This is a genomic window from Achromobacter pulmonis (genome assembly GCF_902859765.1).
In the GTDB taxonomy this organism is placed as follows: domain Bacteria; phylum Pseudomonadota; class Gammaproteobacteria; order Burkholderiales; family Burkholderiaceae_B; genus Achromobacter; species Achromobacter pulmonis.
On the sequence record NZ_CADIJV010000013.1, the window covers coordinates 112,099 to 133,332 of the forward strand.

At 67.2% G+C, this 21,234-nt stretch carries 29 protein-coding genes; 7 read left to right on the top strand and 22 right to left on the bottom strand.

Features of this window, described 5'->3' with window-relative positions:
- Positions 1–101: 101 nt before the first annotated feature.
- The 7 genes from HV701_RS13325 to HV701_RS13355 form a co-directional block, all read right to left on the bottom strand.
- Positions 102–563, bottom strand: coding sequence for a protein-export chaperone SecB (locus tag HV701_RS13325; protein ID WP_103275530.1), 462 nt, complete (start codon positions 561–563; stop codon positions 102–104).
- Entirely contained in the window at positions 560–859 is a 300-nt protein-coding gene (locus HV701_RS13330; protein WP_175133498.1) for a hypothetical protein, read from the bottom strand. The genes HV701_RS13325 and HV701_RS13330 overlap by 4 nt, the downstream gene beginning before the upstream one ends.
- On the bottom strand, positions 856–1,389 hold the full coding sequence (locus HV701_RS13335; RefSeq protein ID WP_158658468.1) for a hypothetical protein: 534 nt from the start codon (positions 1,387–1,389) through the stop codon (positions 856–858). Before HV701_RS13335 ends, HV701_RS13330 begins: the two co-directional genes overlap by 4 nt.
- Before the next feature lie 288 nt (positions 1,390–1,677).
- Positions 1,678–2,304 carry a pyridoxamine 5'-phosphate oxidase family protein gene (locus tag HV701_RS13340; protein ID WP_175133499.1) on the bottom strand — a complete coding sequence of 209 codons (627 nt, stop codon included), beginning with the start codon at positions 2,302–2,304 and terminating at the stop codon, positions 1,678–1,680.
- A gap of 33 nt (positions 2,305–2,337) precedes the next feature.
- On the bottom strand, positions 2,338–2,670 hold the full coding sequence (locus HV701_RS13345) for a DUF4189 domain-containing protein (RefSeq protein WP_236756083.1): 333 nt from the start codon (positions 2,668–2,670) through the stop codon (positions 2,338–2,340).
- Between the two features lie 176 nt (positions 2,671–2,846).
- Positions 2,847–3,110 (bottom strand): hypothetical protein, encoded by a 264-nt coding sequence (locus tag HV701_RS13350; protein ID WP_175133501.1) that lies wholly within the window; start codon positions 3,108–3,110, stop codon positions 2,847–2,849.
- 109 nt (positions 3,111–3,219) lie between these two features.
- Positions 3,220–4,119 carry a LysR family transcriptional regulator gene (locus HV701_RS13355; RefSeq protein ID WP_175133502.1) on the bottom strand — a complete coding sequence of 300 codons (900 nt, stop codon included), beginning with the start codon at positions 4,117–4,119 and terminating at the stop codon, positions 3,220–3,222.
- Between the two features lie 86 nt (positions 4,120–4,205).
- On the opposite strand from HV701_RS13355, the gene HV701_RS13360 reads away from it, so the two are divergent.
- From HV701_RS13360 to HV701_RS13370, 3 genes are all read left to right on the top strand, one after another.
- Positions 4,206–5,222, top strand: coding sequence for an NAD(P)H-binding protein (locus HV701_RS13360; protein ID WP_175133503.1), 1,017 nt, complete (start codon positions 4,206–4,208; stop codon positions 5,220–5,222).
- A 91-nt stretch (positions 5,223–5,313) separates the two neighbouring features.
- Complete coding sequence (locus HV701_RS13365; protein ID WP_175133504.1) at positions 5,314–6,219, top strand: aldose epimerase family protein; 906 nt, start codon at positions 5,314–5,316, stop codon at positions 6,217–6,219.
- Between the two features lie 76 nt (positions 6,220–6,295).
- Positions 6,296–6,652 (top strand): hypothetical protein, encoded by a 357-nt coding sequence (locus HV701_RS13370; protein WP_175133505.1) that lies wholly within the window; start codon positions 6,296–6,298, stop codon positions 6,650–6,652.
- A gap of 4 nt (positions 6,653–6,656) precedes the next feature.
- Here HV701_RS13370 and HV701_RS13375 read toward each other — a convergent pair whose 3' ends face one another.
- The 3 genes from HV701_RS13375 to HV701_RS13385 all read right to left on the bottom strand — a co-directional run bounded on the left by HV701_RS13375 (position 6,657) and on the right by HV701_RS13385 (position 8,902).
- Positions 6,657–6,920: a hypothetical protein gene (locus HV701_RS13375; protein WP_244957885.1), complete on the bottom strand. Its 264-nt coding sequence runs from the start codon at positions 6,918–6,920 to the stop codon at positions 6,657–6,659.
- A 147-nt stretch (positions 6,921–7,067) separates the two neighbouring features.
- The gene (locus tag HV701_RS13380) at positions 7,068–8,081 is read right to left on the bottom strand and encodes a zinc-binding alcohol dehydrogenase family protein (protein WP_175133506.1); all 1,014 of its coding nucleotides are present in this window, start codon (positions 8,079–8,081) and stop codon (positions 7,068–7,070) included.
- A 26-nt stretch (positions 8,082–8,107) separates the two neighbouring features.
- On the bottom strand, positions 8,108–8,902 hold the full coding sequence (locus HV701_RS13385) for an SDR family NAD(P)-dependent oxidoreductase (RefSeq protein WP_175133507.1): 795 nt from the start codon (positions 8,900–8,902) through the stop codon (positions 8,108–8,110).
- Between the two features lie 111 nt (positions 8,903–9,013).
- On the opposite strand from HV701_RS13385, the gene HV701_RS13390 reads away from it, so the two are divergent.
- Positions 9,014–9,925 (top strand): LysR family transcriptional regulator, encoded by a 912-nt coding sequence (locus tag HV701_RS13390; protein WP_175133508.1) that lies wholly within the window; start codon positions 9,014–9,016, stop codon positions 9,923–9,925.
- A 12-nt stretch (positions 9,926–9,937) separates the two neighbouring features.
- Here the strand turns inward: HV701_RS13390 and HV701_RS13395 are convergent, their stop codons facing one another.
- Positions 9,938–10,441 carry a DUF6496 domain-containing protein gene (locus HV701_RS13395; protein ID WP_175133509.1) on the bottom strand — a complete coding sequence of 168 codons (504 nt, stop codon included), beginning with the start codon at positions 10,439–10,441 and terminating at the stop codon, positions 9,938–9,940.
- Positions 10,442–10,629: 188 nt separating this feature from the next.
- On the opposite strand from HV701_RS13395, the gene HV701_RS13400 reads away from it, so the two are divergent.
- A complete protein-coding gene (locus HV701_RS13400; protein ID WP_175133510.1) occupies positions 10,630–10,848 on the top strand; it encodes a dodecin in 219 nt (72 codons plus the stop codon).
- Positions 10,849–11,508: 660 nt separating this feature from the next.
- Here HV701_RS13400 and HV701_RS13405 read toward each other — a convergent pair.
- The 5 genes from HV701_RS13405 to hpxZ form a co-directional block, all read right to left on the bottom strand.
- A complete protein-coding gene (locus tag HV701_RS13405) occupies positions 11,509–11,925 on the bottom strand; it encodes a MarR family winged helix-turn-helix transcriptional regulator (protein ID WP_175133511.1) in 417 nt (138 codons plus the stop codon).
- A gap of 126 nt (positions 11,926–12,051) precedes the next feature.
- Positions 12,052–12,441 carry a DMT family transporter gene (locus HV701_RS13410; protein WP_175133512.1) on the bottom strand — a complete coding sequence of 130 codons (390 nt, stop codon included), beginning with the start codon at positions 12,439–12,441 and terminating at the stop codon, positions 12,052–12,054.
- 55 nt (positions 12,442–12,496) lie between these two features.
- Positions 12,497–12,817: a DMT family transporter gene (locus HV701_RS13415; protein ID WP_175133513.1), complete on the bottom strand. Its 321-nt coding sequence runs from the start codon at positions 12,815–12,817 to the stop codon at positions 12,497–12,499.
- A gap of 284 nt (positions 12,818–13,101) precedes the next feature.
- Positions 13,102–13,656: an NADPH-dependent FMN reductase gene (locus HV701_RS13420; RefSeq protein WP_175133514.1), complete on the bottom strand. Its 555-nt coding sequence runs from the start codon at positions 13,654–13,656 to the stop codon at positions 13,102–13,104.
- Between the two features lie 145 nt (positions 13,657–13,801).
- Positions 13,802–14,179: an oxalurate catabolism protein HpxZ gene (hpxZ, locus tag HV701_RS13425; protein ID WP_175133515.1), complete on the bottom strand. Its 378-nt coding sequence runs from the start codon at positions 14,177–14,179 to the stop codon at positions 13,802–13,804.
- A 219-nt stretch (positions 14,180–14,398) separates the two neighbouring features.
- Between hpxZ and HV701_RS13430 the strand changes: the two genes are divergently transcribed.
- Positions 14,399–14,944: an antibiotic biosynthesis monooxygenase gene (locus HV701_RS13430; protein ID WP_175133516.1), complete on the top strand. Its 546-nt coding sequence runs from the start codon at positions 14,399–14,401 to the stop codon at positions 14,942–14,944.
- 7 nt (positions 14,945–14,951) lie between these two features.
- Here the strand turns inward: HV701_RS13430 and HV701_RS13435 are convergent, their stop codons facing one another.
- From HV701_RS13435 to HV701_RS13460, 6 genes are read right to left on the bottom strand one after another with little or no spacing between them, the layout of a single operon-like run.
- A complete protein-coding gene (locus HV701_RS13435; RefSeq protein WP_175133517.1) occupies positions 14,952–15,659 on the bottom strand; it encodes a GntR family transcriptional regulator in 708 nt (235 codons plus the stop codon).
- Between the two features lie 23 nt (positions 15,660–15,682).
- The gene (locus HV701_RS13440) at positions 15,683–17,068 is read right to left on the bottom strand and encodes an AtzE family amidohydrolase (protein WP_175133518.1); all 1,386 of its coding nucleotides are present in this window, start codon (positions 17,066–17,068) and stop codon (positions 15,683–15,685) included.
- Complete coding sequence (locus HV701_RS13445) at positions 17,065–17,247, bottom strand: DUF4089 domain-containing protein (RefSeq protein WP_175133519.1); 183 nt, start codon at positions 17,245–17,247, stop codon at positions 17,065–17,067. The genes HV701_RS13440 and HV701_RS13445 overlap by 4 nt, the downstream gene beginning before the upstream one ends.
- 52 nt (positions 17,248–17,299) lie before the next feature.
- The gene (locus HV701_RS13450; RefSeq protein ID WP_020928903.1) at positions 17,300–18,121 is read right to left on the bottom strand and encodes an ABC transporter ATP-binding protein; all 822 of its coding nucleotides are present in this window, start codon (positions 18,119–18,121) and stop codon (positions 17,300–17,302) included.
- 2 nt (positions 18,122–18,123) lie between these two features.
- A complete protein-coding gene (locus tag HV701_RS13455) occupies positions 18,124–18,963 on the bottom strand; it encodes an ABC transporter permease (RefSeq protein WP_175133520.1) in 840 nt (279 codons plus the stop codon).
- Between the two features lie 3 nt (positions 18,964–18,966).
- The gene (locus tag HV701_RS13460) at positions 18,967–19,974 is read right to left on the bottom strand and encodes an ABC transporter substrate-binding protein (RefSeq protein WP_175133521.1); all 1,008 of its coding nucleotides are present in this window, start codon (positions 19,972–19,974) and stop codon (positions 18,967–18,969) included.
- Between the two features lie 270 nt (positions 19,975–20,244).
- Here HV701_RS13460 and HV701_RS13465 point away from each other — a divergent pair, with 270 nt between their 5' ends.
- Positions 20,245–21,156: a LysR family transcriptional regulator gene (locus HV701_RS13465; RefSeq protein WP_175133522.1), complete on the top strand. Its 912-nt coding sequence runs from the start codon at positions 20,245–20,247 to the stop codon at positions 21,154–21,156.
- Positions 21,157–21,234 lie beyond the last annotated feature (78 nt).

Here is a 21,234-nt window from a genome sequence, read left to right on the forward strand (position 1 = left end):
TGAGACCTCAGCGAAGGCGGAGCGCTATTCAGCCGCTCGCTCCCTCCGCCACAAATGGAAGCGGCCCCCTTGGGGGCCGCTAGAAGAGTAAGGAACCAAGCTTACCTACTCGTGTTGGAGTCGCTGAAAGGGCGGAACTGCGGTTGTACAAACAAGGGCACTAGCAGTTCTCGGATTCCGAGGCGAGAGGCCAAGCCATAAAGGTGCTCGCGCACATATGGGAGTAGCAGGAAGGGAGCGTTGCCCCGCGCCCATGCATCTATCATCCGCTCTTCGAACCTCTGGGTGTCGATGGTGAACAAACCAACTACCTCGACCTCGAGCAAAAATGGGACCTCGCTATCCGCCGTTTCGCCGTCGCAGTCCCTTCCAACACTGGCGCGGACGCCAACGGAGATGGAACTGCTTTCTTTGTCGAAAGCATTGTGGCCACTCTGGAACGAGAAATTGACTTCCTTATCCCAGACTTTTGCTTCGTCGGGGTCGTGGACTTCGGCATGCAGTCGTTTGACTGCAAGCGAGATCAACTGCATCGGATGCAGCTCATGCTTTTCCTGGTTCATGCTGCGAGTAGATACCGATCGTCGTTGGCAGCTTTCGTTTGCCACTTAAGGCATTCGTCTATCAAAGTTTCGTAGGAAAAGTCAGCTTGCCAATCTTGGAAACTGTCCGAATTTTCCATAGAGAAACGCAGATGTGCCACTCTATCCAAAGAGTCGGCAAATCGAGAAAGAGTCTGTAGTCCCAGCGTCAGAGGATCTTCAGAGAAAGAATTGATGCGCGCACGAAATTCTTCAGTCGTAAGTGCTGAAATTTCGGCGATTGCAGCAGCAATGGCGTCTCTGGTCTTAGGAGTCATGTTGATTCCTTCCGTTCACTAGGCAAAAGTCTAATATTTGTCACTAAATCGTGTCGCTCGTGTCGAACGACGTAGCAATGCGGCATTGCTCCGAAATAGTCCATTGGCCGAGATTGCCGCTTCTTAAATTTTGGTGGCCTAGGAATGCTCGCCTTGATCACCGCAAATTTAATCCCTGCCTGTCTTTCTATCGTATCAATAAAGTCACGAGAAATCTGTGCCATCTGGTCCTTGTCGGCGCAGCCGTGTTGTGCGGCCCACCGCGCAAGTTGGTTTTGGGTGCTTTCCTCAGTGAGATCTAAGAATTCTTCCTCGGGCTTCTCAACATCCACTCCGAGGACTGCACAGGACTTGTCTTCGTCGTCAGCGTACATCCCGTGATGACTGGCGAACATCCACCATTGCACCCCATACTCATGGGCGAGAAAAGGATCTTCCTCGTAAGCCCAAAAGTAAGCGCCAGGACCAACTTGGCCTTCATTCGAACTGCGGAAGCGACCTTCTCGCATGATCGCTTCTGCTCGAGTCATTGACGTTCCATGAGTACCGTATAGCACCACTCGCCAATTCCTCCGTTCAAATTATCGTATGTTGGTGGAGGTTAATTGTAAGCTAGTACAACAAAAAGTCCAGGCGCTTAGCCAAAGTTGAGAGTGGTTTTTGGCGTAGCTTTTGTTTTTTCTTCAAAATCTTCCTATGGAAGTCACCTATGCATCATGGGGGTGTGGCCCGCGTGGGCGTCGGCGGCGGTGGTCTGTGTTGCGGAATTCATGCCCGTGATTGTATCGGGCCGGGGCGCGGGGGGACGGTGACGGCGCTCAATACAGCGTGCTGGCGACCCGCGCGGGCAGATCGCGGTCGTAGGCCACGCCGTCGAAGGTGCCGGCGGTCAGGTCGGACAGCACGCGGCCGACGCTGGGCAGCGCCGCGCGCGGGATCTGCGTGGCCGGGTCCCACAGCCGCGAGCGCAGCAGGGCGCGCGAGCATTGGAAATAGACGGCTTGCACATCGACGATCAGGACGGAGCGCGGTTGCTTGCCGTCCATCTCGAATCGTTGCAGCAATGCCGGGTCGACGCTGATGCGCGCGATGCCGTTCACGCGCAGCGTCTCGTTGACGCCGGGGATCAGGAACAGCAGCGCCACGCGTGGGTCGGCCAGGATGTTGCGCAGGCTGTCGATGCGGTTGTTGCCGCGCCGGTCCGGCAGTAACAGCGTCTTTTCATCCTCGATCACTACGAAGCCGGCGGGATCGCCGCGCGGCGAGACATCCAGGCCATCGGGGCCCGAGGTGGCCAGCGCCGCGAACGGCGCGGCCTCGATGAAGGCGCGGTAGTGCGGATGGACGTGGTCGACTTCCTTCTTGAGCGAGGCTTCACCCGGTTCGCCATACAGGGCTTGCAGGGCGGCGGCGTCGGTAACGAAGTGAGCGGGGTTCAAGGGCATGGCGAAGGCTCGGGAAAAGGGGGAGGCGGTGCGTTATTGCACGCGCACCGGCATGCTGCAATCGTAGAAGCATACCTCGCCGTCGCCGCCGCGTTCTTGCTTGCACTCGGCGAGCACCCTATCCGTCGCGGCCCCGAGCGTGGGGGCGATCCGGGAGAGGGCGATGCCGTTGCCCCAGACGATCGCGCCGCATTGCTTGGCGTGCGAGACCTGCTCGCGGCCGTCGCCACCGCCTTTGTTGGCGCAGACCGCATCGGAGTCGTTTTCGGCTGGTCGCCGGCTCTTCCTGCTGCCGGCCGCGCCAACTTTGCCGGCGATGGCATCCAGGGCGGTGGGTGGCGCTTGCACGCCCCGAGAATAGGGCAAAAGCCGGTTCAGGCTTCCTGGCCGTAGCCGAAGGGCCAGCGGCGGCGGGTGGGTTCGGGCTTGGCGGTGTCTTCTTGCATGTTTTTCTCCGTAGGGTGCATTCGGGGGGATTCTATTTCCCGAGATGTAACAGCATTGCAAGGGATCGTTAGCACTCTATCGTTGCGGGCCGCACGCTAGTCGACCGCGAACAGCGTGACCTGGCGCTCGAGCGCGTAGGTGGCGCGGTAGCGGGCGGGCGTGGCTCCCCGGTCGATCAGCAGCAGGCCTTCGCGTTCTGCGGCGGCCAGGACTTCGCGCAGCTTCTGGCCGCCGTCCAGGCCGGTGGCTTCCTGCAGCCGCCGCAGGGGCAGATAGTCGCCGTTCTTGACTCCGGACAGGCGCGGGAAGGCGTTGAGCCAGATGCTGCGGCTGGGCGGGGAATTGATCAGACTGGTCATGGGCGAGGGTCCCTTGCGGTCGGATTACTGTATGAATGAACAGTATATCCGAACGTCGGACCGAATCCCGATGGGGATGTCGCACCGGAACGGCGCCGGGCCGCGGACGCTAGCGCGCCGCTCCGGTATGGGCCAGCAGGCATTGCACCAGCGCGTCGAACACTGTCTTGCAACGCGGGCTGGCGCGCAGGTCTTCGTGCATGGTGATCCAGGTTTCGAGCTGGAATGAGACCTGGTCGGGCAGCACGCGCACCAGTTGCCGGTCGCGGCGGGCCAGCGCCACCTGGCAGACGCCGATGCCGGCGCCGGCGCGGATCAGGGCCAGTTGCGCCAGGTCGCTGTCGGCCCGCAGGGTGAAGCTGTCGCGGCTCCAGGACACCGCCAGGCGCTTGCCGGCGCCGCGCAGGAAGGGCGTTTCGGTGTCGTAGCCGATCAGCGTGTGGCCGGACAGGCCGGCCAGCGTGGCCGGCGTGCCGCAGCGGCGCAGGTAGTCCTTGCGCGCGTACAGACCGATCTCGACATGGCCGACGGGGCGCGCGATCAGTTGTTCCTGCTTTGGCGGCGCCATGCGCACGGCGATGTCGGCTTCGCGCAGCAGCAGGTTCTGCACGCGGTTGGTGGGGGCCAGTTCGAGGGTCAGGCGCGGGTGGTCGCGGCGCAGGCGCGCCAGCACCGGCGGCAGCACCTCGATGCCGATGACCTCGCTGGCCGAGATCCGCACGGTGCCGGCCACGCCTGGGCCTTGCGCGGCGGCCGCGCGTTCCAGGGCCGCGGCATGGCTGTGCATGGCCTCGGCGTAGCCGCGCAGCGACAGGGCGGCGTCAGTGGCCAGCAGGCCGGTCTGCGAGCGGGTGAACAGGACCTGGCCCAGGGCCCGTTCGAGCGCCGCGATGTGGCGGCCGACCGTGGGTTGGGTGATGTCGAGCGTGCGCGCGGCGCCGGACAGCGAGCCCTCGGCGAGCACGGCGAGAAAGCTGCGGTAGAGTTCCCAGCCGATCGGTTTGGTCATGCATAAATGTATAGCTACTGGGCGAAGTTCGGCAATTTATTTTGTATGGCCGCCGCGCCAGAATGGTCGCCATGGATTCACGGGAGATGACCATGACGATGATCGAATCGAGCCGGCCGGGCACCGCGCTGGTGCTGGGCGCCACCGGCGGCGTCGGGGGCGAGGCGGCGCGCCAGTTGCGTGACGCCGGCTGGGGCGTGCGCGCGCTGGCGCGCGGGCTGGCGACGGAAACGGCGCAGCGCGATGGCATGACCTGGCTGCGCGGCGATGCCATGAACCGCCAGGACGTGGCGCGGGCGGCGCTCGGGTGCGAGGTGATCGTGCATGCGGTCAATCCGCCCGGCTACCGCCGCTGGGGCGAGTTGGTGCTGCCGATGATCGACAACACCATTGCGGTGGCGACCGCACAGGGCGCAACGATCGCGCTGCCGGGCACGATCTACAACTACGGGCCGGACGCGTTTGTGTTGTTGCGCGAGACTTCGCCGCAGCACCCGCTGACGCGCAAGGGCGCGATCCGGGTGGAACTCGAACGCCGGCTGCAAGTGGCCAGCGAACGCGGGGCGCGCGCGCTGGTGCTGCGGGCGGGTGATTTCTTCGGCCCGCGCGCCGGCAACAACTGGTTTTCGCAAGGGCTGGTCAAGCCGGGGCGGCCGTTGAAGCGGGTCAGCATGCCGGGGGCGCCGGGCGTGGGGCATCAGTGGAGCTATCTGCCGGACGTGGGGCGGGCGCTGGTCGAGCTGCTGGCGCGGCGCGATGCGCTGGCGCCGTTTGCGGCCTTCCACATGGCGGGGCATTGGGATCCGGACGGCACGCGGATGGCGGCGGCGATCGTGCGGGTGGCGCGCCGCCATGGCCTCGAGCCGCGCGTGGCCGCGTTTCCGTGGGGATTGCTGCGACTGGCGGCGCCGTTCTCGGAGACCCTGCGCGAGTTGCTGGAGATGCGCTACCTGTGGCGCCAGCCGCTGCGCATGGACAACGCGCGCCTGGTCGGTGTGCTGGGCGCCGAACCGCATACGCCGCTGGACGTGGCGGTGGCGGCGACGCTGCGCGGCCTGGGCTGCCTGCCGCCCGCGCTGCCGGCGGCCGCGGCCGTGGCATGAGGCGCGGCCCGGCGCATCCGGCTTGCTGGCGCCGGACCGGGCCATGCACAATGGCGCCACGCGGCCGTTCGCAGCGCCGCGGGAGCGCCCGATGCCCGATTTGCCGTTTTCCGCCACGCTGGATGCCCGCGAACGCGTGACCATTGCCCACGGTTCCCACCGCGCCGAGTTCGCGCCTGGCGGCGGCGGACGCCTGACGCGGCTGTCGACGGGCGCGCATGACTGGATCGTGCCGCTGGTCGAGACGGATTGGCCGCCGGCGCAATGGCCGCGCGCCGGGTCGTATCCGTTGACGCCCTATTCGAACCGGGTGCGCGACGGCGTGTTCACCTTCGCCGGCGAGCGCCACGCGTTGCAATCGCTGCCGGGGCGGCCGCAGGCGATCCATGGCGGCGGCCTGTACCAGCCCTGGCAGGTGCGTCACCTGGCCGATGACGCGGTCGACCTGGTGCTGCAACAGCCGGCCGGCGTACTGGGCTGGCCGTGGCCGTATGAGTGCGTGCAGCGCTACCGGCTGGATTCGCGCGGCCTGTCGCTGACGCTGTTGATGATCAACCAGGGCGATGCGCCGATGCCGTTCGGCTGCGGCATCCATCCGTATTTCACCGCCGAGCGGGTGGCGCTGCATGCGCGCCGCGCGTGGCCGACGGATGCGGACGGCCTGCCCGGCGCCAGCCAGACGACGCACGTGCGCGAGCTGGGCCAGTCTGCCGAGGGCTGCGATACCTATCTGTCGCAGTGGGGCGGGCGCGCCACGCTGCGCTGGCCGGACGGGCACGAACTGGCGTTGCACGCCGACGCGGCGTTCGCACACCTGGTGGTCTACACCGCGCCGGGCTCGGATTTCCTGTGCGTGGAGCCGGTGACCAACGTGGCCGATGCCTTCAACCTGGCGGCGGCGGGCGAGACCCGCACCGGCCTGCGGGTGCTGGCGCCGGGCGAGCGCTTCAGCGCGACGCTGTTGCTGGCGCTGCGGCCACCGCGTGGCGCGCGTTGAGGCCGGCGGCGATGCGGCTGGCAACGGCCGTAAGCTCCGGCGATAATCCGGCAAAACCCAATCCAGGAGTCGTTACGTGAAAAAGCTCAGCACCGAACAATTGCAGGCGGCGGCCGAGACGCTGCGCCGGGTGCAGGCCAGGCTGGCCCGTTCGGGCAGCCTGCCGCTGGAGCCGACGATCTACGCCAGCGCCAAGGGCTTCCGCCGCAACGTGCCCGACTATGTCTGGGCGTGGCTGTCGGGCCTGCTGGCGCCGCACAAGAGCCTGTCGGCCTGGATGGACGCGCATCGACCCGGTTGGCGCGAGGGCAAGATTCCGGCGGCGGTGGTGTACGCGCGCACCGAGAACGGCTGGTTCGACTGGTTGATTGCCCAGCTCGAGGCCGAGATTGGCGATCCGCGCGCACGCGCCCGGCGCGACGGCCAGGCCTGAGCGCTCAGGCGCGGATGCGGGACGCGCGCAGGCGCCGCAGCAACAGGCAAACGGTTTCCTGCGCCGCGGCCACCAGCAGCGCGGCCAGGATGGCGCTGAGCACCAGCTCGTCCCACATGCGCGGCGGCCCGACCCGGAACTGGATCGTGTCGAACACCAGTCCAGTCGTGACACCCGCGACGATGACGGCTCTCAGGCCCTGCAGCGGCACCAGCCGCAGCATCAGCAGGGCGATCGCCACCATGCCCCAGAGCATGGGTTCCAGCATTTGGTCGGACAGCTGAGAAATCAGGGCAAACTCCCGAAAGCGCGGCAGCGGGTTAAAGGTCTGCCGCGCGCAGTCGAGTTTTTACCTCTTTCCGCGCGCGAATGCGAGACGCCCGTCCCAATTATGTCGTTGGGGCGGGGCGGCGTTTCAGAAACCCTCCAGCACGACTTTGCCGCGCGCCTTGCCGCTTTCGATGAAGGCGTGCGCGCGCCGCAGGTTTTCGGCGTTGATGCGGCCATAGTGCTCGCCCAGCGTGGTGCGCAGGGTGCCGTTGTCGATCAGCCGCGCGGCCTGGTTCAGCAGTTCGTGTTGGGCGATCAGGTCGGGCGTGTTGTGCAGCGGCCGGGCGAACATGAACTCCCAGTGCAGCGAGGCCGACTTGCCCTTGAGCAGGCGCACGTCGATGGCGGCGGGATCGTCGATCAGGGCGATCTTGCCTTGCGGCGCGATGGCTTCGGCCAACTGCGCGAAGTGCTGGTCGGTCTGGGTCAGGCCGGCGATGAAGCTGACCTGCGGCTGGCCGATGCGCTTGAGTTCCCCGGCCAGCGGTTTGGTGTGGTCGATGACGTGATGGGCGCCCAGCCCTTTGACCCAGGCCTGGGTCTCGGGCCGCGAGGCGGTGCCGATGATGGTCAGGCCGGTCAACTGGCGCGCCAGTTGCACCAGGATCGAACCGACGCCGCCGGCCGCGCCCACCACCAGCAGCGTGCCCTGGCTGGGCGCGGCGTTGTCCAGCACCCGCAGGCGGTCGAACAGCAGTTCCCAGGCGGTGATGGTGGTCAGCGGCAGCGCGGCAGCCTGGGCGAAGTCCAGGCTTTGCGGCATGCGGCCGACGATGCGCTCGTCGACCACGTGCAGTTCGCTGTTGGCGCCGGGACGCGTCAGGGCGCCGGCGTACCAGACGCGGTCGCCGGGCGCGAACAGGCGGGTCTTGGCGCCCACGGCGCGCACGATGCCGGCGGCGTCCCAGCCGATGATCTCGGGCTGGCCGTCCTTGGGCTTGCGGTTGGCGCGGATTTTGACGTCCACCGGGTTGACGGAGATGGCCTTGACCTCGACCAGCAGGTCATGGTCGCCGGGCACGGGGTCGGGCGCGGTGATGTCCTGCAGCGATTGCGGATCGGTGGCGGGCAGGTTCTGGAAGTAGGCGATGGCTTTCATGTGACGATCTCGAAACGGGAAGGGGATCAGGCGATGGTGCGGACCACGCCGCCATCGACGCGCAAGGCGGCGCCGTTGGTGGCCGAGGACTGGCGCGAGCAGGTGTAGACGACCATATTGGCCACTTCCTCCACCGTCGCCAGGCGGCGCAGCAGCGAGGTCGGCCGGTGCTGGGCGATGAAGTCGCGTTCCATCCGGTCTTGCGGCAGGCCCTGCGCTTTGGCCATCTCGGCGAAGAAGTCGACCACGCCTTCGGAACGGGTCGGGCCGGGCAGCACCGCGTTGACGGTGACGCCGCTGCCGGCGGTCAGTTCGGCCAGGCCGCGCGAGACGCCCAGCAGCGCGGTCTTGCTGACGCCGTAGTGGATCATCTCGGCAGGAATGTGCAGCGCCGATTCGCTGGAGATGAAGACGATGCGGCCCCAGTCGGCGGCCAGCATGCGCGGCAGGTAATAGCGCGACAGGCGCACGCCGCTCATGACGTTGGTGTCGAGCATGTAGCGCCAGTCGTCGTCGGTGATTTCAGTGAAGGACTTGGGCGCGAAGTAGCCGGCGTTGTTGACCAGGATATCGACGTCGGGATGGGCGGCGCAGATCGAGGCGGCGCCGTCGGCGGTGGACAGGTCGGCCTGCACCGTATGCACCTGGGCGGCTGGGTGCTGGCGCGCGATGGCGGCGGCGGCCTGCTGGAGCTTATCGGCGTTGCGGCCATGCAGCACTACCTGGGCGCCGGCCTCGGCCAGGCCCTGGGCGATGGCCAGGCCGATGCCGCCGGATGAGCCGGTGACCAGGGCTTTCTTGCCGTCGAGTTCGATTTTCATGGGGGACTCCAAAGCGTTGCGGGGATGGCGCCATCATTGCCCAGTGGCGGGCGAGGAAAAACCGGCTAGCATCGGACTCAGTTTCAATGGTTTTTTGAAAATGAGACCCCTATGGTCCGGTTTGAGGATTTGCGCATCTTTGTCGCGGCGGCGGATCACGGCAGCTTCTCGGCCGCCGCGCGCGAGCTGGACCTGACGCCGGCGGTGGCCAGCGCGGCGCTCAAGCGGCTGGAACTGTCGCTTGAAACCCGCCTGTTCGTGCGCTCGACGCGCAGCCTGCGGCTGACCGGTGACGGCGAGCGCTACCTGGAATATGCGCGCGCCGCGCTGGCCAGCCTGCAGGCCGGCCAGAGCGCGCTGGCGCGCGACAAGACGGCGATCTCCGGCACGCTCTCGGTGTCGATTCCGTCGGACCTGGGCCGCCATGTGCTGCTGCCCTGGCTCGATGAGTTCCAACAACGTCATCCGCGCGTGAACTTCCAGGTGCGCATCAGCGACCGCCTGGCCGACCTGTACCGGCAGCCGGTCGACATCGCGCTGCGCTACGGCACGCCCGGCGATTCCGGCCTGGTGGCGCTGCCGCTGGGCGAACACAATCGCCGCGTGGTGTGCGCCGCGCCGGCTTATTTCGCGCGCCACGGCATGCCACGGACACCGGCGGACCTGCGCCGCCACAACTGCCTGTGCTTCGTGCTGGGCGAATCGCTGCACGACCGCTGGGCGTTCGAGCACGAGGAGGGCGCCGTGACCGTGCCGGTCAAGGGTGACCGGGTTGGCGACGATGGCGACCTGGTGCGGCGCTGGGCGCTGGCCGGCCATGGCGTGGCCTACAAGTCGCGCTACGACGTGCTGGCCGATCTGCGCGCCGGGCGGCTGGTGCAGGCCCTGGCCGATTGCCGCGGCGAGCCATCGCCGCTGTATCTGCTGTGCGTGCACCGCATGCTGCTGTCGCCCGCGGTCAAGCGGCTGCGCGAGTTCCTGCAGGCGCGTCTGCGCGACTTCGAGGCGGGGGCCGCGTCGTGACCGCCGCGCCGCTCAGTGATGGGCGGCGGCGCGGTTGGCGGCGCGGGTGCGCGCCGCCTTCTTGGCGGCGGCCGAGCGTCCCGCCGGGCCCTTGGTGGCGGCGGCCTTCCTGGCGGCGGCGGAGCGGTCCGCCGCGGTGCGCCGTGACGCCGACTTGGACGCATGGCGCGACAGCGCGGACTTGGACGCCGGCTTGGTGCTCTCACGCTTGAGGGCGCGGGTGGAGGCGCGGGCGCGGGTGGCGGATTTGGCGTGGCCGTCGTGCGCCATCTCGCTGTCCTGCCTGGCCTTGCGGCGAGTGGATGCGGTGGCCTTCTTCGGCGTGGGCAGATCGACGCCGGCGCGGCGCGCTTTCGACAGCCCGATGGCGATGGCCTGCTTGGTCGAGCGCACCCCGTGCTTGCCGTCGCGCACGTGGTCGATTTCCTCGCGCACGAATTCGCCCGCTTGGGTGGATGGGGACTTGCCTTGCTTCTTGTCGCGCGCGGCGCGTTGCAGCGTTTTCCGTTCAGGCATGACAACCTCCTGGCTTGCGTTTCAGAAGCGAGACCGGGACGTGGCCGCGGCCGCGTCGACGGAACTCGTAACACCACGCTATGCCTCACGCGGTATTCTGTGTGTTCGAATGGATTGCCGGTCGTAAGCGCCGGAACCCCGCGCGCGGCCGACGATTCGCAACGCTTCCCCCTCAAAGGAGACGAGCTATGTCGAATCATGTCTACAAGCAGATCGAACTGGTGGGCTCTTCCACCACGTCCACCGACGATGCGATCAGCAAGGCCATCGAACGCGCATCCGAAACGCTGCGCAACCTGGATTGGTTCGAGGTCACCGAGGTGCGCGGCCACATCAAGGACGGCAAGGTGGCGCATTGGCAGGTCGGGTTGAAGATCGGCATGCGCCTGGAGGACGGCGACGTCTAGGGGCGCCGGCTGGCAGCCCGAGAGCGCACCGCGTTCAGGCTGACACCGCGCCGCGGCCATGGCGGCCTGCTCCTTTTTTGAGCGGTCTTTGCAAGTGCTTGTCGGATAAGCTTTTTTTCAGCTTGTCATGAGACTGTTCAGAGGTTTGTCCACATCCGGTGGGGACAAGTCCGGCGCCGAAGCCGTGGCCGCGTCGGCCGCCGCCGGGCGGGGCCTCGCAACGGCGGGGCTGCGCCTTTATTGCCCGCCAGGCGCAAGCTGTTGGCGGCAAAGGGAATTTTGCCGCTGCCCGCAGACTGTCCTCAGCCTTATCCACATTTCCCGGGGACAACCGGGGCGGCGCCGGCACGTGGTTGGGCGATTCTTGACCAGCGCTTGCAGGCACTTGATGTGCAAGGGAAAAATCCACCTGCCCTCATGCTGTCCTCATGCTTGTCCACAGAATGCTGGGACAAATGCCGGCCGGGGCGGGCCTTTGCGCGAGATGCGCGGCCGGCAGGCCGGCGACAGTGGATAAGTCCGGCGGACTTTCGCTGCGGGGGCGATTGCGCATTCTTTGAGCGGCGTTTGCAAGTGCCCGGCCTGACAGGTTTTTTTGCACCTGCCCCCGAACTGTCCTCAAGCTTCTCCACAGCAGACGGGGATAGGTACGCGCCGCCGCTATGCCGTGCCCGACTTGGCGCCCGCCGCCGCCAGCAGCTTGTCGCCGCCATGTTGCTTGAGCGCGGCATCCAGCGCCTTCTGGTAGTCGGGCTGGGCGCTTTCCAGGCGCGCCAGCCCGTCCTGCGTCAACACGGTATAGACCCCTCGCTTGTCGTCCGGGCACAGGTCGCGGATGGTGAGGCCGGCGCGCTCCAGGCGCTCGACCATGCGCGCCACCGAACTCTGGTGCAGGCCGAGGTGCGAGGCCAGTTCCTGCATGCGCAGCTCCGTGTCGGGCGAGCGCGCCAGGACTTCCAGCGCGCGGTATTCCGACAGGCCCAGGCGGTGGCGGGCTTGCAGCACGCCGCCCACATCGCTCTCGACGTTGGCGACGACTTGAATCAGTTTGAGCCATGCATCACTTTTTCTGGACATGAGCCTTGTGCTCCCTTTGCTGGACATTCGATTGCGTCATTTTCCCATATGTATGTCCATGCAAGTGCTGGGCGGCCGCGGCCTGCCGCGGGCAACGCGTTGGGCAGGCCGCGGCGGCCATGGCGCTCATGCGGGCCGGGTGTGCCCGCGGTCGCGCAGCCTGGCGCTGTCGGCCAGTTTCAACCAGACCACGCCGCCGATGATGACGGCCAGCCAGAACGCCTGGGCCAGTGTCAACGGTTGATCGAGCAGGATGCTGCCGAAGGCGGCGGCGCCGACCGAGCCGATACCGGCCCATACCGCGTAGCCGATTCCGACGTCGATGGATTTCAAGGCGACGCTGAGCGCATACAGCGTCAGCAGGAAGAAGACCCCGGCGGAAATTGACCAGCCCGGTACCGTGAAGGCCTGGCTGCCACCGACGCTGAGGGCATAGCCGATCTCGAAGGCGCTGGCCAGCAGCAGCATGATCCAGGCGCGTCCGTTGCCCGGGGTGGTGTGGTGGGTTGTGTTCATGTTGGATTCCTTGTTGCGTTCAGGTCAGTGGAGATGAATCGGTTGTTCCGGGGTGTCAGGCGGCGCCGCTCAGCCGCAGGCCCACCACGCCGCCGATGACCAGGGCGATGCCGACGGCCTTGCCTGCGTTCAGCCGCTGGCCGAAGAACAGGGCGCCCAGCACCACGATGCCGACGCCCGCCACCGAGGTCCAGATTGCGTAGCCGACGCCGACATCGAAGGTGAGCAGGGCCAGGCTGAGGAAGTAGGTGGCGATCGCCCCGCTGACCAGCGTTGCGGCGGTCCAGCCCAAGCGGGTGAACCCTTTCGCGTTGCCCGCGGCAATGGCGACTGCGATTTCAAAGACCACGGCGATTGCCAGATATAGCCAACTCATGGTGAAGCTCCTTATGTAGAGGGTGCGCCGCGGGGGGCGCGTCGATATGCCACGGGGGCGGTTTTTCGGTAAATCAATGTATGCGCATGCATATTAATGGGAGTTCCGTGGTGCGTCAAACTATTTGCGCGTGCATGTATTTTGCGGATGGGCGGATATCGCGCGCCGGTGGCGGGCAGTCAAAAAAAACCCCCGACGTGTCGGGGGGGGGATCGCCCGCAACCGGGTGGGCGATCGGTGCCGGGCGGGGCGGCGCCCCAGGCCCGGCAACGGCGGCAATCAAATCAGCTGTTGAACTTCTTGATCCAGTCGACGTAGCGGTCGATCCAGCCTTGCAGGAATTTGCGCGTGCCTTCGTTGGTGATGTTGTACTGGTCGTCGATCAGGCCGTCGGTGTATTGCAGGAAGACTTCCGGCGTCGTCAGGGCGATGGCGCCCTCGGCGGCCAGGATGTTGCGCAGGTGCTGCTGCATGAGCGCGGTGCCGGCGGCGCTGGGCGAGGTGCCGAGAATGCCGACGGCCTTGCCGGCCCAGGAATTCTGGCCCCAGGGACGCGTGCCCCAGTCGATCGCGTTCTTGATGGCGGCGGGCAGCGAACGATTGTGCTCGGGCGAGACGAACAGGATGCCCTGGGCATCGAGGATCTGCTGCTTGAGTTTGGCCGCGGGCGCCGGCAGGTTGTTCTCGTTGTCCTGGTTGTACAGCGGCACGTCGCCCAGGCTGACGTATTCGAACTTGAAGTCGGCCGGGACCAACTTTTCCAGCGCGCGCGCCAGGCGCAGGTTGATCGACGCGGCGCGCAGGCTGCCAACGAAGACAGCGATCTTGTAGGTGCTCATGAGGTGGGGCTCCTGGGTCGGGAAGACCCAGTGTAGACCTGTCCTCATGACGGCTCAATGGCGCCGCGCCCATAACGTTATGGGCGGTATGGACGTGTGTCGAGTTGCATCCGCCGCGTGCCGGCGCCGGCACGGCGCGGCCGTTTCAACCGCTCATCAGGCTGACATGCGCCGCGACAACGCGCCAGCCTTGCGGCGTGCGCATCCAGGTCTGGCTCTGGCGGCCAATGCGGTCACTGCCGTCGCGCTGGAACTCGATATGGGTGGTGGCGAAATCATGGCCATAGGTGGTGATGGCGGTGCGCAGCACGCGGCGCGCCAAGCCTTGCGGCGCGCGGGCGGCGCGGAAGGCGCGGATGGCGTCATAGCCATAGAGGTTTTCACTGGCGCCGTAGCGCAGCGTGTGCGGGCTGTTCCAGAACAGTTCGTCCAGCACGTCGACCTGATTGTTGACCAGGGCGGTTTCGTAGCGGGCGAAGGCCGCGCTGATGTCGGCGACGACTTCCGGCAGATTGATGTCCATGGGTTTTCTCTGGCTGCGAGTGGAATGCACCGTCATGGTGCGTAATTTAGGGTAATCACCAATATGGGGTGTGTTGCGGTGCGCAAATTCACGCCCGGCTGGGCGCCGCCGGGCGTTACCCGCCGCGCGCCGGGGCGAATGCTGCGGCGCGAGGCTGGCACGCCGCTTGCTAGGGTTTACACCACATAACAGGCTGCACCTCGCACCAGGAGTTTCATCATGACCCGTTCCGCCGTTCCCGCTCCGGTCACCATGCTGGTGACGCGGCACATTACGCCCGAACGCTACAGCGACTTTCTTGCGTGGATGCGCCAGGGCGAAATCCTCGCCGCCGGTTTTCCCGGCTTTCTCGGCTCCGGCGTGCTGCAGCCGCCCGAAGGGGGCGACCAGTACCAGATCGTGCTGCGCTTTAACGACGAGGCCAGCCTCAACCGCTGGGAACAATCGCTGCCGCGCCGTATGTGGCTGGAGCGCGGCGCCGCGCTGGTGCGGGCCAGCCATGCACGCCGGGTCAGCGGCATGGACGGTTGGTTCGGACCGCAGCGCGCCGCCGGCGCGCCGCCGCGCTGGAAGCAGGCGGTGAGCATCTGGCTGGCGTACTTCCCGGTGCTGCTGGCGTTCACGCTGTTGGTAAGCGAGCACCTGGCGTCCCTGCCGGTGTTCTGGCGCGCCCTGCTCACCAGCCTGACCATGACGCCGGTGATGGTGTACATCTGCATCCCCTTCGTCACGCGCCGGCTGGCGCGCTGGTTGCAGCCGCGCTGACACCCCGCTAGGCCGCCTGCGCGCGGCGCGTGGCATAGAGCCGGTGCAGCGTGATCTTGCGCACCGCGGCCTGGCTGTCGCCGATGTGCGCTTGCAGCAGCGCCGCGGCGCGCTCGGCGTCACGCGCCAGGATGGCGTCGAGGATGGCGCCGTGTTCGGCATAGGTGCGGTCGATGCGTTCGGACTGGGTGAAGTCGAGCCGCCGCACGATGCGGATGCGCTCTGTGGCCGCGCGGTGCACGCGCGCGATCTCCGGATTGCCGGCGGCGGCCACCAGGTCCATGTGGAAGCGCTCATCGAGTTCGGCCAGCCATTCGCCATTGCCGGAGCGCTGCGCGGGGTCGACCCGCCAGACATCCAGCAGCGGTTGCAGCGCGCGCAGCGGATCGGGTATCTGGCCCGGCGCGCACAGGGCGCGTACGGCGGCGATTTCGAGCACGCTGCGCAACTCGTAGAAGTGGTCGAGCGTGTCGAAGTCCAGCGGCTTGACCAGCCAGCCGTTGCGCTGGCGCACCTCCAGATAGCCTTCGCGTTCGAGCCGGAACAGGGCTTCGCGCACCGGCGTGCGGCTGACCCGCAGGCGTTCGGCGATCTCGGTTTCGGTGAAGCGGTCGCCTGGCGCCAGGCGGAAGTCGAGGATGTCGTGCTTGAGCGTGCCGTAGGCCGAGTCGGCCAGGCTGCGGGGCGTGTCGATGACGGCGAATGCGGAATCCATGTCCGGACCTCGATGCGGCGGGGCTATACGGGGCGGGTGGCGGCGATGCCGGCCTGTTCCAGCCGCCGGGCGGCCAGCAGGCAATCGGCCTCGCGCCACGGCGCGGCGATCAATTGGACGCCCAGCGGCAGATGCGCGTCGGCGCCGATGCCGGGCCAGAGGGGCGCGACGCAGACCGGCAAGCCGAGGCAGGAGACCGGTTGCGTCAGCAAACCCATGCTGGCGCGCGCGGGCAGCGTCTGGCCGGCCAGCGTCAGGCTCTGGGTGCCGATGGCGGTGGCGGGCACCGGCGTGGCCGGGGCGATCAATACGTCGTAGTCGGCGAACAGCGCCTGCGCTTCGCGGTAAGCGCGCTGGCGTACCCGCTGCGCCTGCTGCACCCAGGCGGCGGGCACCAGGCTGCCGGCGACCAGGCGGTCGCGCGAATGCGGCTCGTAGTAGTCGTAATGGGTGACCAGGCGGCGGCGATGCAGCGCGCCGCTTTCGGCCGCGGTGATCACGAACGCGGCGGCGCGTGCCTGCGCGGCGCTGGCCAGTTCGACGGTGGCGCTGGCGTCGAGCGCGCGCGCCGCCATCTGCACCGCCTGGCGCGCCTCGGGACCGGCCCAGTGGGCGAAGTAGCCGCCCAGCACCGCCACGCGCAGCGGCCGCGCCGAGGCCAGCTCCGCCAGCACGGGCTCGAGCGGCCGCTGGCCGCAGGCCACATCCTCGGGATCGGGGCCTTGCAGGAGGTCGTAGGCCGCGGCCAGGCCGGCCGCGTCGGCCGCGAACGGGCCGAGGTGATCGAGGCTGCCGACAAAGGGGAACGAACCGGTGCGGGGCAGGCGGCCGAAGGTCGGCTTCAGGCCGAAGACGCCGCATAGCGAGGCCGGCACCCGGATCGAGCCGTTGGTGTCCGAGCCCAGTGTCAGCGGCACCAGGCCGCCGGCCACCGCGGCGGCGCTGCCGCCCGAGGAGCCGCCGGCGATGCGGGCGAGGTCGTGCGGGTTGTGGCAAGCGCCGTAGTGCGAGTTCTCGGTGGTGAAGCCGTAGGCATGCTCGTCCATGTTGAGCGCGCCCACCAGCACCGCGCCGGCTTCGCGCAGACGCGCCACCAGCGTGGCGTCGCGCCGCGCGGGCGGATTGGCGGCGTTGACGCGGCCGCCGGCCAGCGTCACTTCATCAGCGGTGTCGAACAGGTTCTTGACGGCGTAGGGCACGCCGGCCAGCGGCGGCAGCGCCTCGCCGCGGGCGCGGCGCGCGTCGATGGCGGTGGCTTCCTGCCGCGCACGAGCTTCGGTGAGGCTGGTGAAGCAGTTGTAGCGCGCATCGGCCGTGCGGATGCGCGCCAGCGTGGCTTCGAGCACCGCCGATGCGCTGCGTTCGCCGTTGCGGATTTGCCGCGCGAGGTCGAGCAGGGCGCTGTTCACGGGCGGAACACCGAGGCCGATTCCAGCTCCAGCGGCAGCGCCTCGTCGATGAAGGTCGAGGCAATGTCGTGGATGCGGCTGAATTGCTGCGCCACTTCGGCCGCGGCCGGTTCACGCAGGGCGTAGCCGGCCAGCGCCAGCGCGCTGCGTACGTATTGGTCGATGGTTTCCTGGGTCATGGCGGGGCTCCCGGCGGGAATGTTTAAGACGGACGGCGGCGGCGCGCGGGGGTTACCGGCGCACCTCGCGCTGGAAGATCTCCAGGCTCAGTTTCTTCATGCCGATGAAGCTGGGCTCGGACAGCGTCTCGACCGTGCGCGGACGGGCGTCGCCGTAGTCCAGTATCTCGGCCACGCGCGTGGGGCGCTTGGTCAGCAGCAGCACCTGGTCGGCCAGGTACACGGCTTCTTCCAGGTCATGCGACACCAGCAGCATGGTGGTGCCGGTCTGCATGAAGACCTCCTGCAGTTTTTCGCGGATGAACAACGTCATCTCGAAATCCAGCGCCGAGAACGGTTCGTCCAGGAACAGCACCTCGGGTCCCGGGGCCAGGGCGCGCATGATGGACGCGGTCTGCTGCTGGCCGCCCGACAGTTCGTAGGGATAGCGCTTGAGGTCGAACTTGACGTCGAACGAGGCCACCAGCTCCTCCACGCGCGCATCGACCTCGGCCTTGCTGCGGCCTTCCAGGCGCAGCGGGTAGGCGATGTTGTCGATGGTGCGCAGCCACGGGAACATGGCCTCGCGGTAGTTCTGGAAGACGTAGCCGATCTTGGTCTGCGCCAGCGATTTGCCGTCGAACAGAATCTCGCCGGCATCGATGGGAATCAGGCCCGCGATCATGTTGATCAGCGTCGACTTGCCGCAGCCGTTGGGGCCGAACACCGAGACGATCTTGCCCTTGGGGATGTCGAGGTTGAAGTCCTCATACAGCGGCCAGCCGGCGAAATACTTGGTCAGGCCGCGGATGGTGATGTGGGTGCCCGCCGGACCCGGCCGGAACGGCGCGGGCGTGGGGGCGGGGGCGATGACGGGGTTGATGACGGTGGACATGATTAGCGGCCGCTCCAATGGACCACGCGCTTTTCCAGCACCAGGAACAGAATGTTGAGGACATAGCCGAGCGCGCCGGCGGCCAGGATCGAGGCGTACATATCGCGCACGTTCAGCACCTGCTGGGCATTGATGATGCGGTTGCCCAGCCCGCTGTCCGAGCCGATGAACATCTCGGCCACGATCACGATGACCAGCGCCATCGACACGCCGCTGCGCAGGCCGACGAAGGTGGGCTGCAGGCTTTCCCAGATCAGCACGTCCTTGAAGATCTGCCAGCGCGAGGCGCCCATCACCCGCGCCGCCATCACGCGCTGCTTGCGCGCGTTGATGACGCCGTAGGCGCTGTTGAACAGGATCACCAGCACCGCGGCGAAGGCGGCGATGGCGATCTTGTTCATGTCGGTCACGCCGAAGATCATCAGGAACAGCGGGATCAGCGCCGACGACGGCGTCGAGCGGAAGAAGTCCACCAGGAACTCGACGCTGCGGTAGGCCTTTTCGTTGCTGCCCAGCAGCACGCCCAGGGGCACGCCGATCACGCCGGCGATGACGAAGGCCTGCAGCGTGCGGTTGACGGAGGACAGGAAGTCGCCCAGCAGCGGGCCGCCGGCCATGCCCTTGGCCAGGGCCACCAGCGTGGCGCCGGGCGTGGGCAGCAGCACCGGGCTGACCAGCTGCAGTCGCACCACCAGGTCCCACACCACGTACAGCGCCAGCGGGCCGATCAGCGGCAGCAGGCGCGCCGCGGTCCATTTGCGGGGCGGGCGCGAGGCGGGCGGCGCGCCGGCGGTTGCCGTGGCGGCCGCCGCGCCAGCGCGGCTTGCGTTGGTCGCGTCCATGGCTCAGCCCTTGTACAGCATCGAGGCCACATCCACCTTCTGCGCGAAGATGCCCTTGTCGGTGAACAGGTCGAAGAATTTCTGGAAATACTGGATGTCGCTGGGCTGGAACTCGTTGTAGAGCGTGTAGGCGGCCAGCGGCACGGCTTCGGTCATGGGGCCTTCGATGGCGGTGTAGCCCTTCATGAAGGGACGCGCTTCGTCAGGCTTGGTGCGGATCAGTTCGATGCCGCGGGCGTAGGCGGCGATGAATTTCTTGCTTTCCTCGGGGTGCTTCTTCAGGAACGCGGTGGTCAGCGAGGCCGAGCCGCCGAACCACGGCGCCATCGGGTCGCCCAGCACGTACTTGGCGATGACCCCGGCTTCGAGCACGCGGGTGGTGCCGTTCAGGCGGCCGACCGTGCCGGTGGGCTCGAGTGTGTAGCAGGCGTCCAACTGGCCGGCGGCGACCGCGGCTACGTGCTGGCTGATCGCCAGCTCGACCACGGTCGCCCCGGTTGCGCCGGCGCGCTCCAGTACTGCTTTGGCCAGCGTGGAATTCTGGATGCCGGGACCAGAACCGACCTTTTTCCCCTTGAGGTCTGCGATGGATTTGATGGGACTGTCTTTGGCGACGATGAACTCGTCCAGCACGTTCTTGGCATTGCTGGGGTTCGAAGCGAATATCTTGAACAGGCCGGGCGAGGCGATTTCGCCGATGGCGAGGTTGGCCGAGCCGGTGCCGTTGGCGCTGCCGTCGGCGCGGCCCGCCAGCATGGCTTCCATGACCTGCTGGGCGCCGGCGAACTTGAGGGCCTCGACGTTCAGACCGGCTTCCTTGAAGTAGCCTTTCTCGATGGCCGCATAGAACGGCAGGCCGGCGGCGACCGGCCAGTAACCGATGCGGATGACCGGACCCGACTGCGCCCGCACCAGGGCCGGCGCGGCCAGCGTGGCGGCGCCCAGCGCGGCGCCCTGCATCAGCCGGCGGCGGGTGGCGTTGAAAGCGAAGGGCGCGGGGCGTTGGGTCATGTGGGACTCCTGGTCGGAAAAGGGACGGGCGCTTGTAGACAAGCTTGCATACCAGTCATCAAGCAAGACTCGTGCCAACCTTGAAAAGCCCGGTTTTTCGCCATGGCGGGGCGATCATGGCGCAGCGCGTGAACCATGCTGGTGCATGCGGCACCGCGGCAGGGCGCGCGGCCCGTCATGGCGCACCGGCCCCGCCAGGCGTTAGGATGTGCGCAGGCCGGGGCCTGCCGCTCCGCCATTCAAGGAAGAAGGGCGCGCTGCGGCGTCGATATGAATACCCGTTTTGTCGAAGCATTTCTGTGGTCGGCCCGGCTGGGCAGTTTCCGTGCGGCCAGCGACCGCCTGCACATCACCCAGGCGGCGGTGGCCAACCGCATCGCCTCGCTCGAGGAAGACATCGGCGCGCGCCTGTTCGAGCGCGATGCCAAGGAGTTGCGGCTGACGGCGGTGGGCACGCGCCTGCTCGACTATGGCGAACGCCTGTTGCAGTTGCGCCAGCAGATCCTGTCGCTGGGCCGCACCGGCGACGAGGTGTTCGGCCTGGTGCGCATCGGCGCCATCGAGACGGTGGTGCATACCTGGCTGATCGGTTTCCTGACCAATCTGCGCTCGACCTATCCGGGCATCGAGGTGCGGCTGACTTCGGAGACCACGCGCGCGCTGCATCGCGGCCTGCGCGAGGGCGCGCTGGATATCGCCTTGCAGACCGATCTGTTGACCGACACCGGCATCATCAGCACGCCGTGCCTGCCGATGGAGATGGGCTGGGTCGGCCCCGCCGGCGATGACGAGGCGCTGACGGTGCAGCAGTTGCTGAGCGAGCCGGTGTTGACCATGAGTCCCGGTTCGCAGCCGCATGAGGCGTTGAAAGGGCTGTTCCGCGAGGCCGGCCTGCCGCTGGGCAAGGTGCATTGCGTCAGTTCGATGTCGGCGCTGGCGCGGCTCGTGCGCAGCGGCTTCGGCCGTGCCCTGGTGCCGCTGCCGCCGATCTACGAATACGTGGCGCGCGGCGAGGTGCAGATGATCCGCTGCGACGTGCCGGTGCCGCCGCAGTTGCTGGTGGTGAGTTACCTGGAAGGCGCCGGCTCGGAGGCGATCCGGCTGGTGGCCGAGCTGGCCTGCCGCGCGTCGGACCAGTACACCGCGTCGGTCACGCCGCCAACATTCGCGTCGGCGCAATAGCGTTATCCCTAGGTCGGCTTTCAGTAATTCTGTTGCCGCCGCGAAAAATTACTCGTTTGGCGGACCTGGCCCGGCCGG

Bases quoted from the DNA above. Each gene is read 5' to 3' on its own strand.
- HV701_RS13325 (WP_103275530.1), bottom strand. From the start codon at position 563: ATGAACCAGGAAAAGCATGAGCTGCATCCGATGCAGTTGATCTCGCTT.
- HV701_RS13375 (WP_244957885.1), bottom strand. From the start codon at position 6,920: ATGCTGGAACCCATGCTCTGGGGCATGGTGGCGATCGCCCTGCTGATG.
- HV701_RS13405 (WP_175133511.1), bottom strand. From the start codon at position 11,925: ATGTCCAGAAAAAGTGATGCATGGCTCAAACTGATTCAAGTCGTCGCC.
- HV701_RS13420 (WP_175133514.1), bottom strand. From the start codon at position 13,656: ATGAGCACCTACAAGATCGCTGTCTTCGTTGGCAGCCTGCGCGCCGCG.
- HV701_RS13400 (WP_175133510.1), top strand. From the start codon at position 10,630: ATGTCGAATCATGTCTACAAGCAGATCGAACTGGTGGGCTCTTCCACC.
- HV701_RS13385 (WP_175133507.1), bottom strand. From the start codon at position 8,902: ATGAAAATCGAACTCGACGGCAAGAAAGCCCTGGTCACCGGCTCATCC.
- HV701_RS13465 (WP_175133522.1), top strand. From the start codon at position 20,245: ATGAATACCCGTTTTGTCGAAGCATTTCTGTGGTCGGCCCGGCTGGGC.
- HV701_RS13460 (WP_175133521.1), bottom strand. From the start codon at position 19,974: ATGACCCAACGCCCCGCGCCCTTCGCTTTCAACGCCACCCGCCGCCGG.
- HV701_RS13395 (WP_175133509.1), bottom strand. From the start codon at position 10,441: ATGCCTGAACGGAAAACGCTGCAACGCGCCGCGCGCGACAAGAAGCAA.
- HV701_RS13415 (WP_175133513.1), bottom strand. From the start codon at position 12,817: ATGAGTTGGCTATATCTGGCAATCGCCGTGGTCTTTGAAATCGCAGTC.
- HV701_RS13360 (WP_175133503.1), top strand. From the start codon at position 4,206: ATGACCATGACGATGATCGAATCGAGCCGGCCGGGCACCGCGCTGGTG.
- hpxZ (WP_175133515.1), bottom strand. From the start codon at position 14,179: ATGGACATCAATCTGCCGGAAGTCGTCGCCGACATCAGCGCGGCCTTC.
- HV701_RS13455 (WP_175133520.1), bottom strand. From the start codon at position 18,963: ATGGACGCGACCAACGCAAGCCGCGCTGGCGCGGCGGCCGCCACGGCA.
- HV701_RS13355 (WP_175133502.1), bottom strand. From the start codon at position 4,119: ATGACCAAACCGATCGGCTGGGAACTCTACCGCAGCTTTCTCGCCGTG.
- HV701_RS13350 (WP_175133501.1), bottom strand. From the start codon at position 3,110: ATGACCAGTCTGATCAATTCCCCGCCCAGCCGCAGCATCTGGCTCAAC.
- HV701_RS13445 (WP_175133519.1), bottom strand. From the start codon at position 17,247: ATGACCCAGGAAACCATCGACCAATACGTACGCAGCGCGCTGGCGCTG.
- HV701_RS13450 (WP_020928903.1), bottom strand. From the start codon at position 18,121: ATGTCCACCGTCATCAACCCCGTCATCGCCCCCGCCCCCACGCCCGCG.
- HV701_RS13330 (WP_175133498.1), bottom strand. From the start codon at position 859: ATGACTCCTAAGACCAGAGACGCCATTGCTGCTGCAATCGCCGAAATT.
- HV701_RS13335 (WP_158658468.1), bottom strand. From the start codon at position 1,389: ATGACTCGAGCAGAAGCGATCATGCGAGAAGGTCGCTTCCGCAGTTCG.
- HV701_RS13430 (WP_175133516.1), top strand. From the start codon at position 14,399: ATGACCCGTTCCGCCGTTCCCGCTCCGGTCACCATGCTGGTGACGCGG.
- HV701_RS13390 (WP_175133508.1), top strand. From the start codon at position 9,014: ATGGTCCGGTTTGAGGATTTGCGCATCTTTGTCGCGGCGGCGGATCAC.
- HV701_RS13410 (WP_175133512.1), bottom strand. From the start codon at position 12,441: ATGAACACAACCCACCACACCACCCCGGGCAACGGACGCGCCTGGATC.
- HV701_RS13365 (WP_175133504.1), top strand. From the start codon at position 5,314: ATGCCCGATTTGCCGTTTTCCGCCACGCTGGATGCCCGCGAACGCGTG.
- HV701_RS13380 (WP_175133506.1), bottom strand. From the start codon at position 8,081: ATGAAAGCCATCGCCTACTTCCAGAACCTGCCCGCCACCGATCCGCAA.
- HV701_RS13340 (WP_175133499.1), bottom strand. From the start codon at position 2,304: ATGCCCTTGAACCCCGCTCACTTCGTTACCGACGCCGCCGCCCTGCAA.
- HV701_RS13435 (WP_175133517.1), bottom strand. From the start codon at position 15,659: ATGGATTCCGCATTCGCCGTCATCGACACGCCCCGCAGCCTGGCCGAC.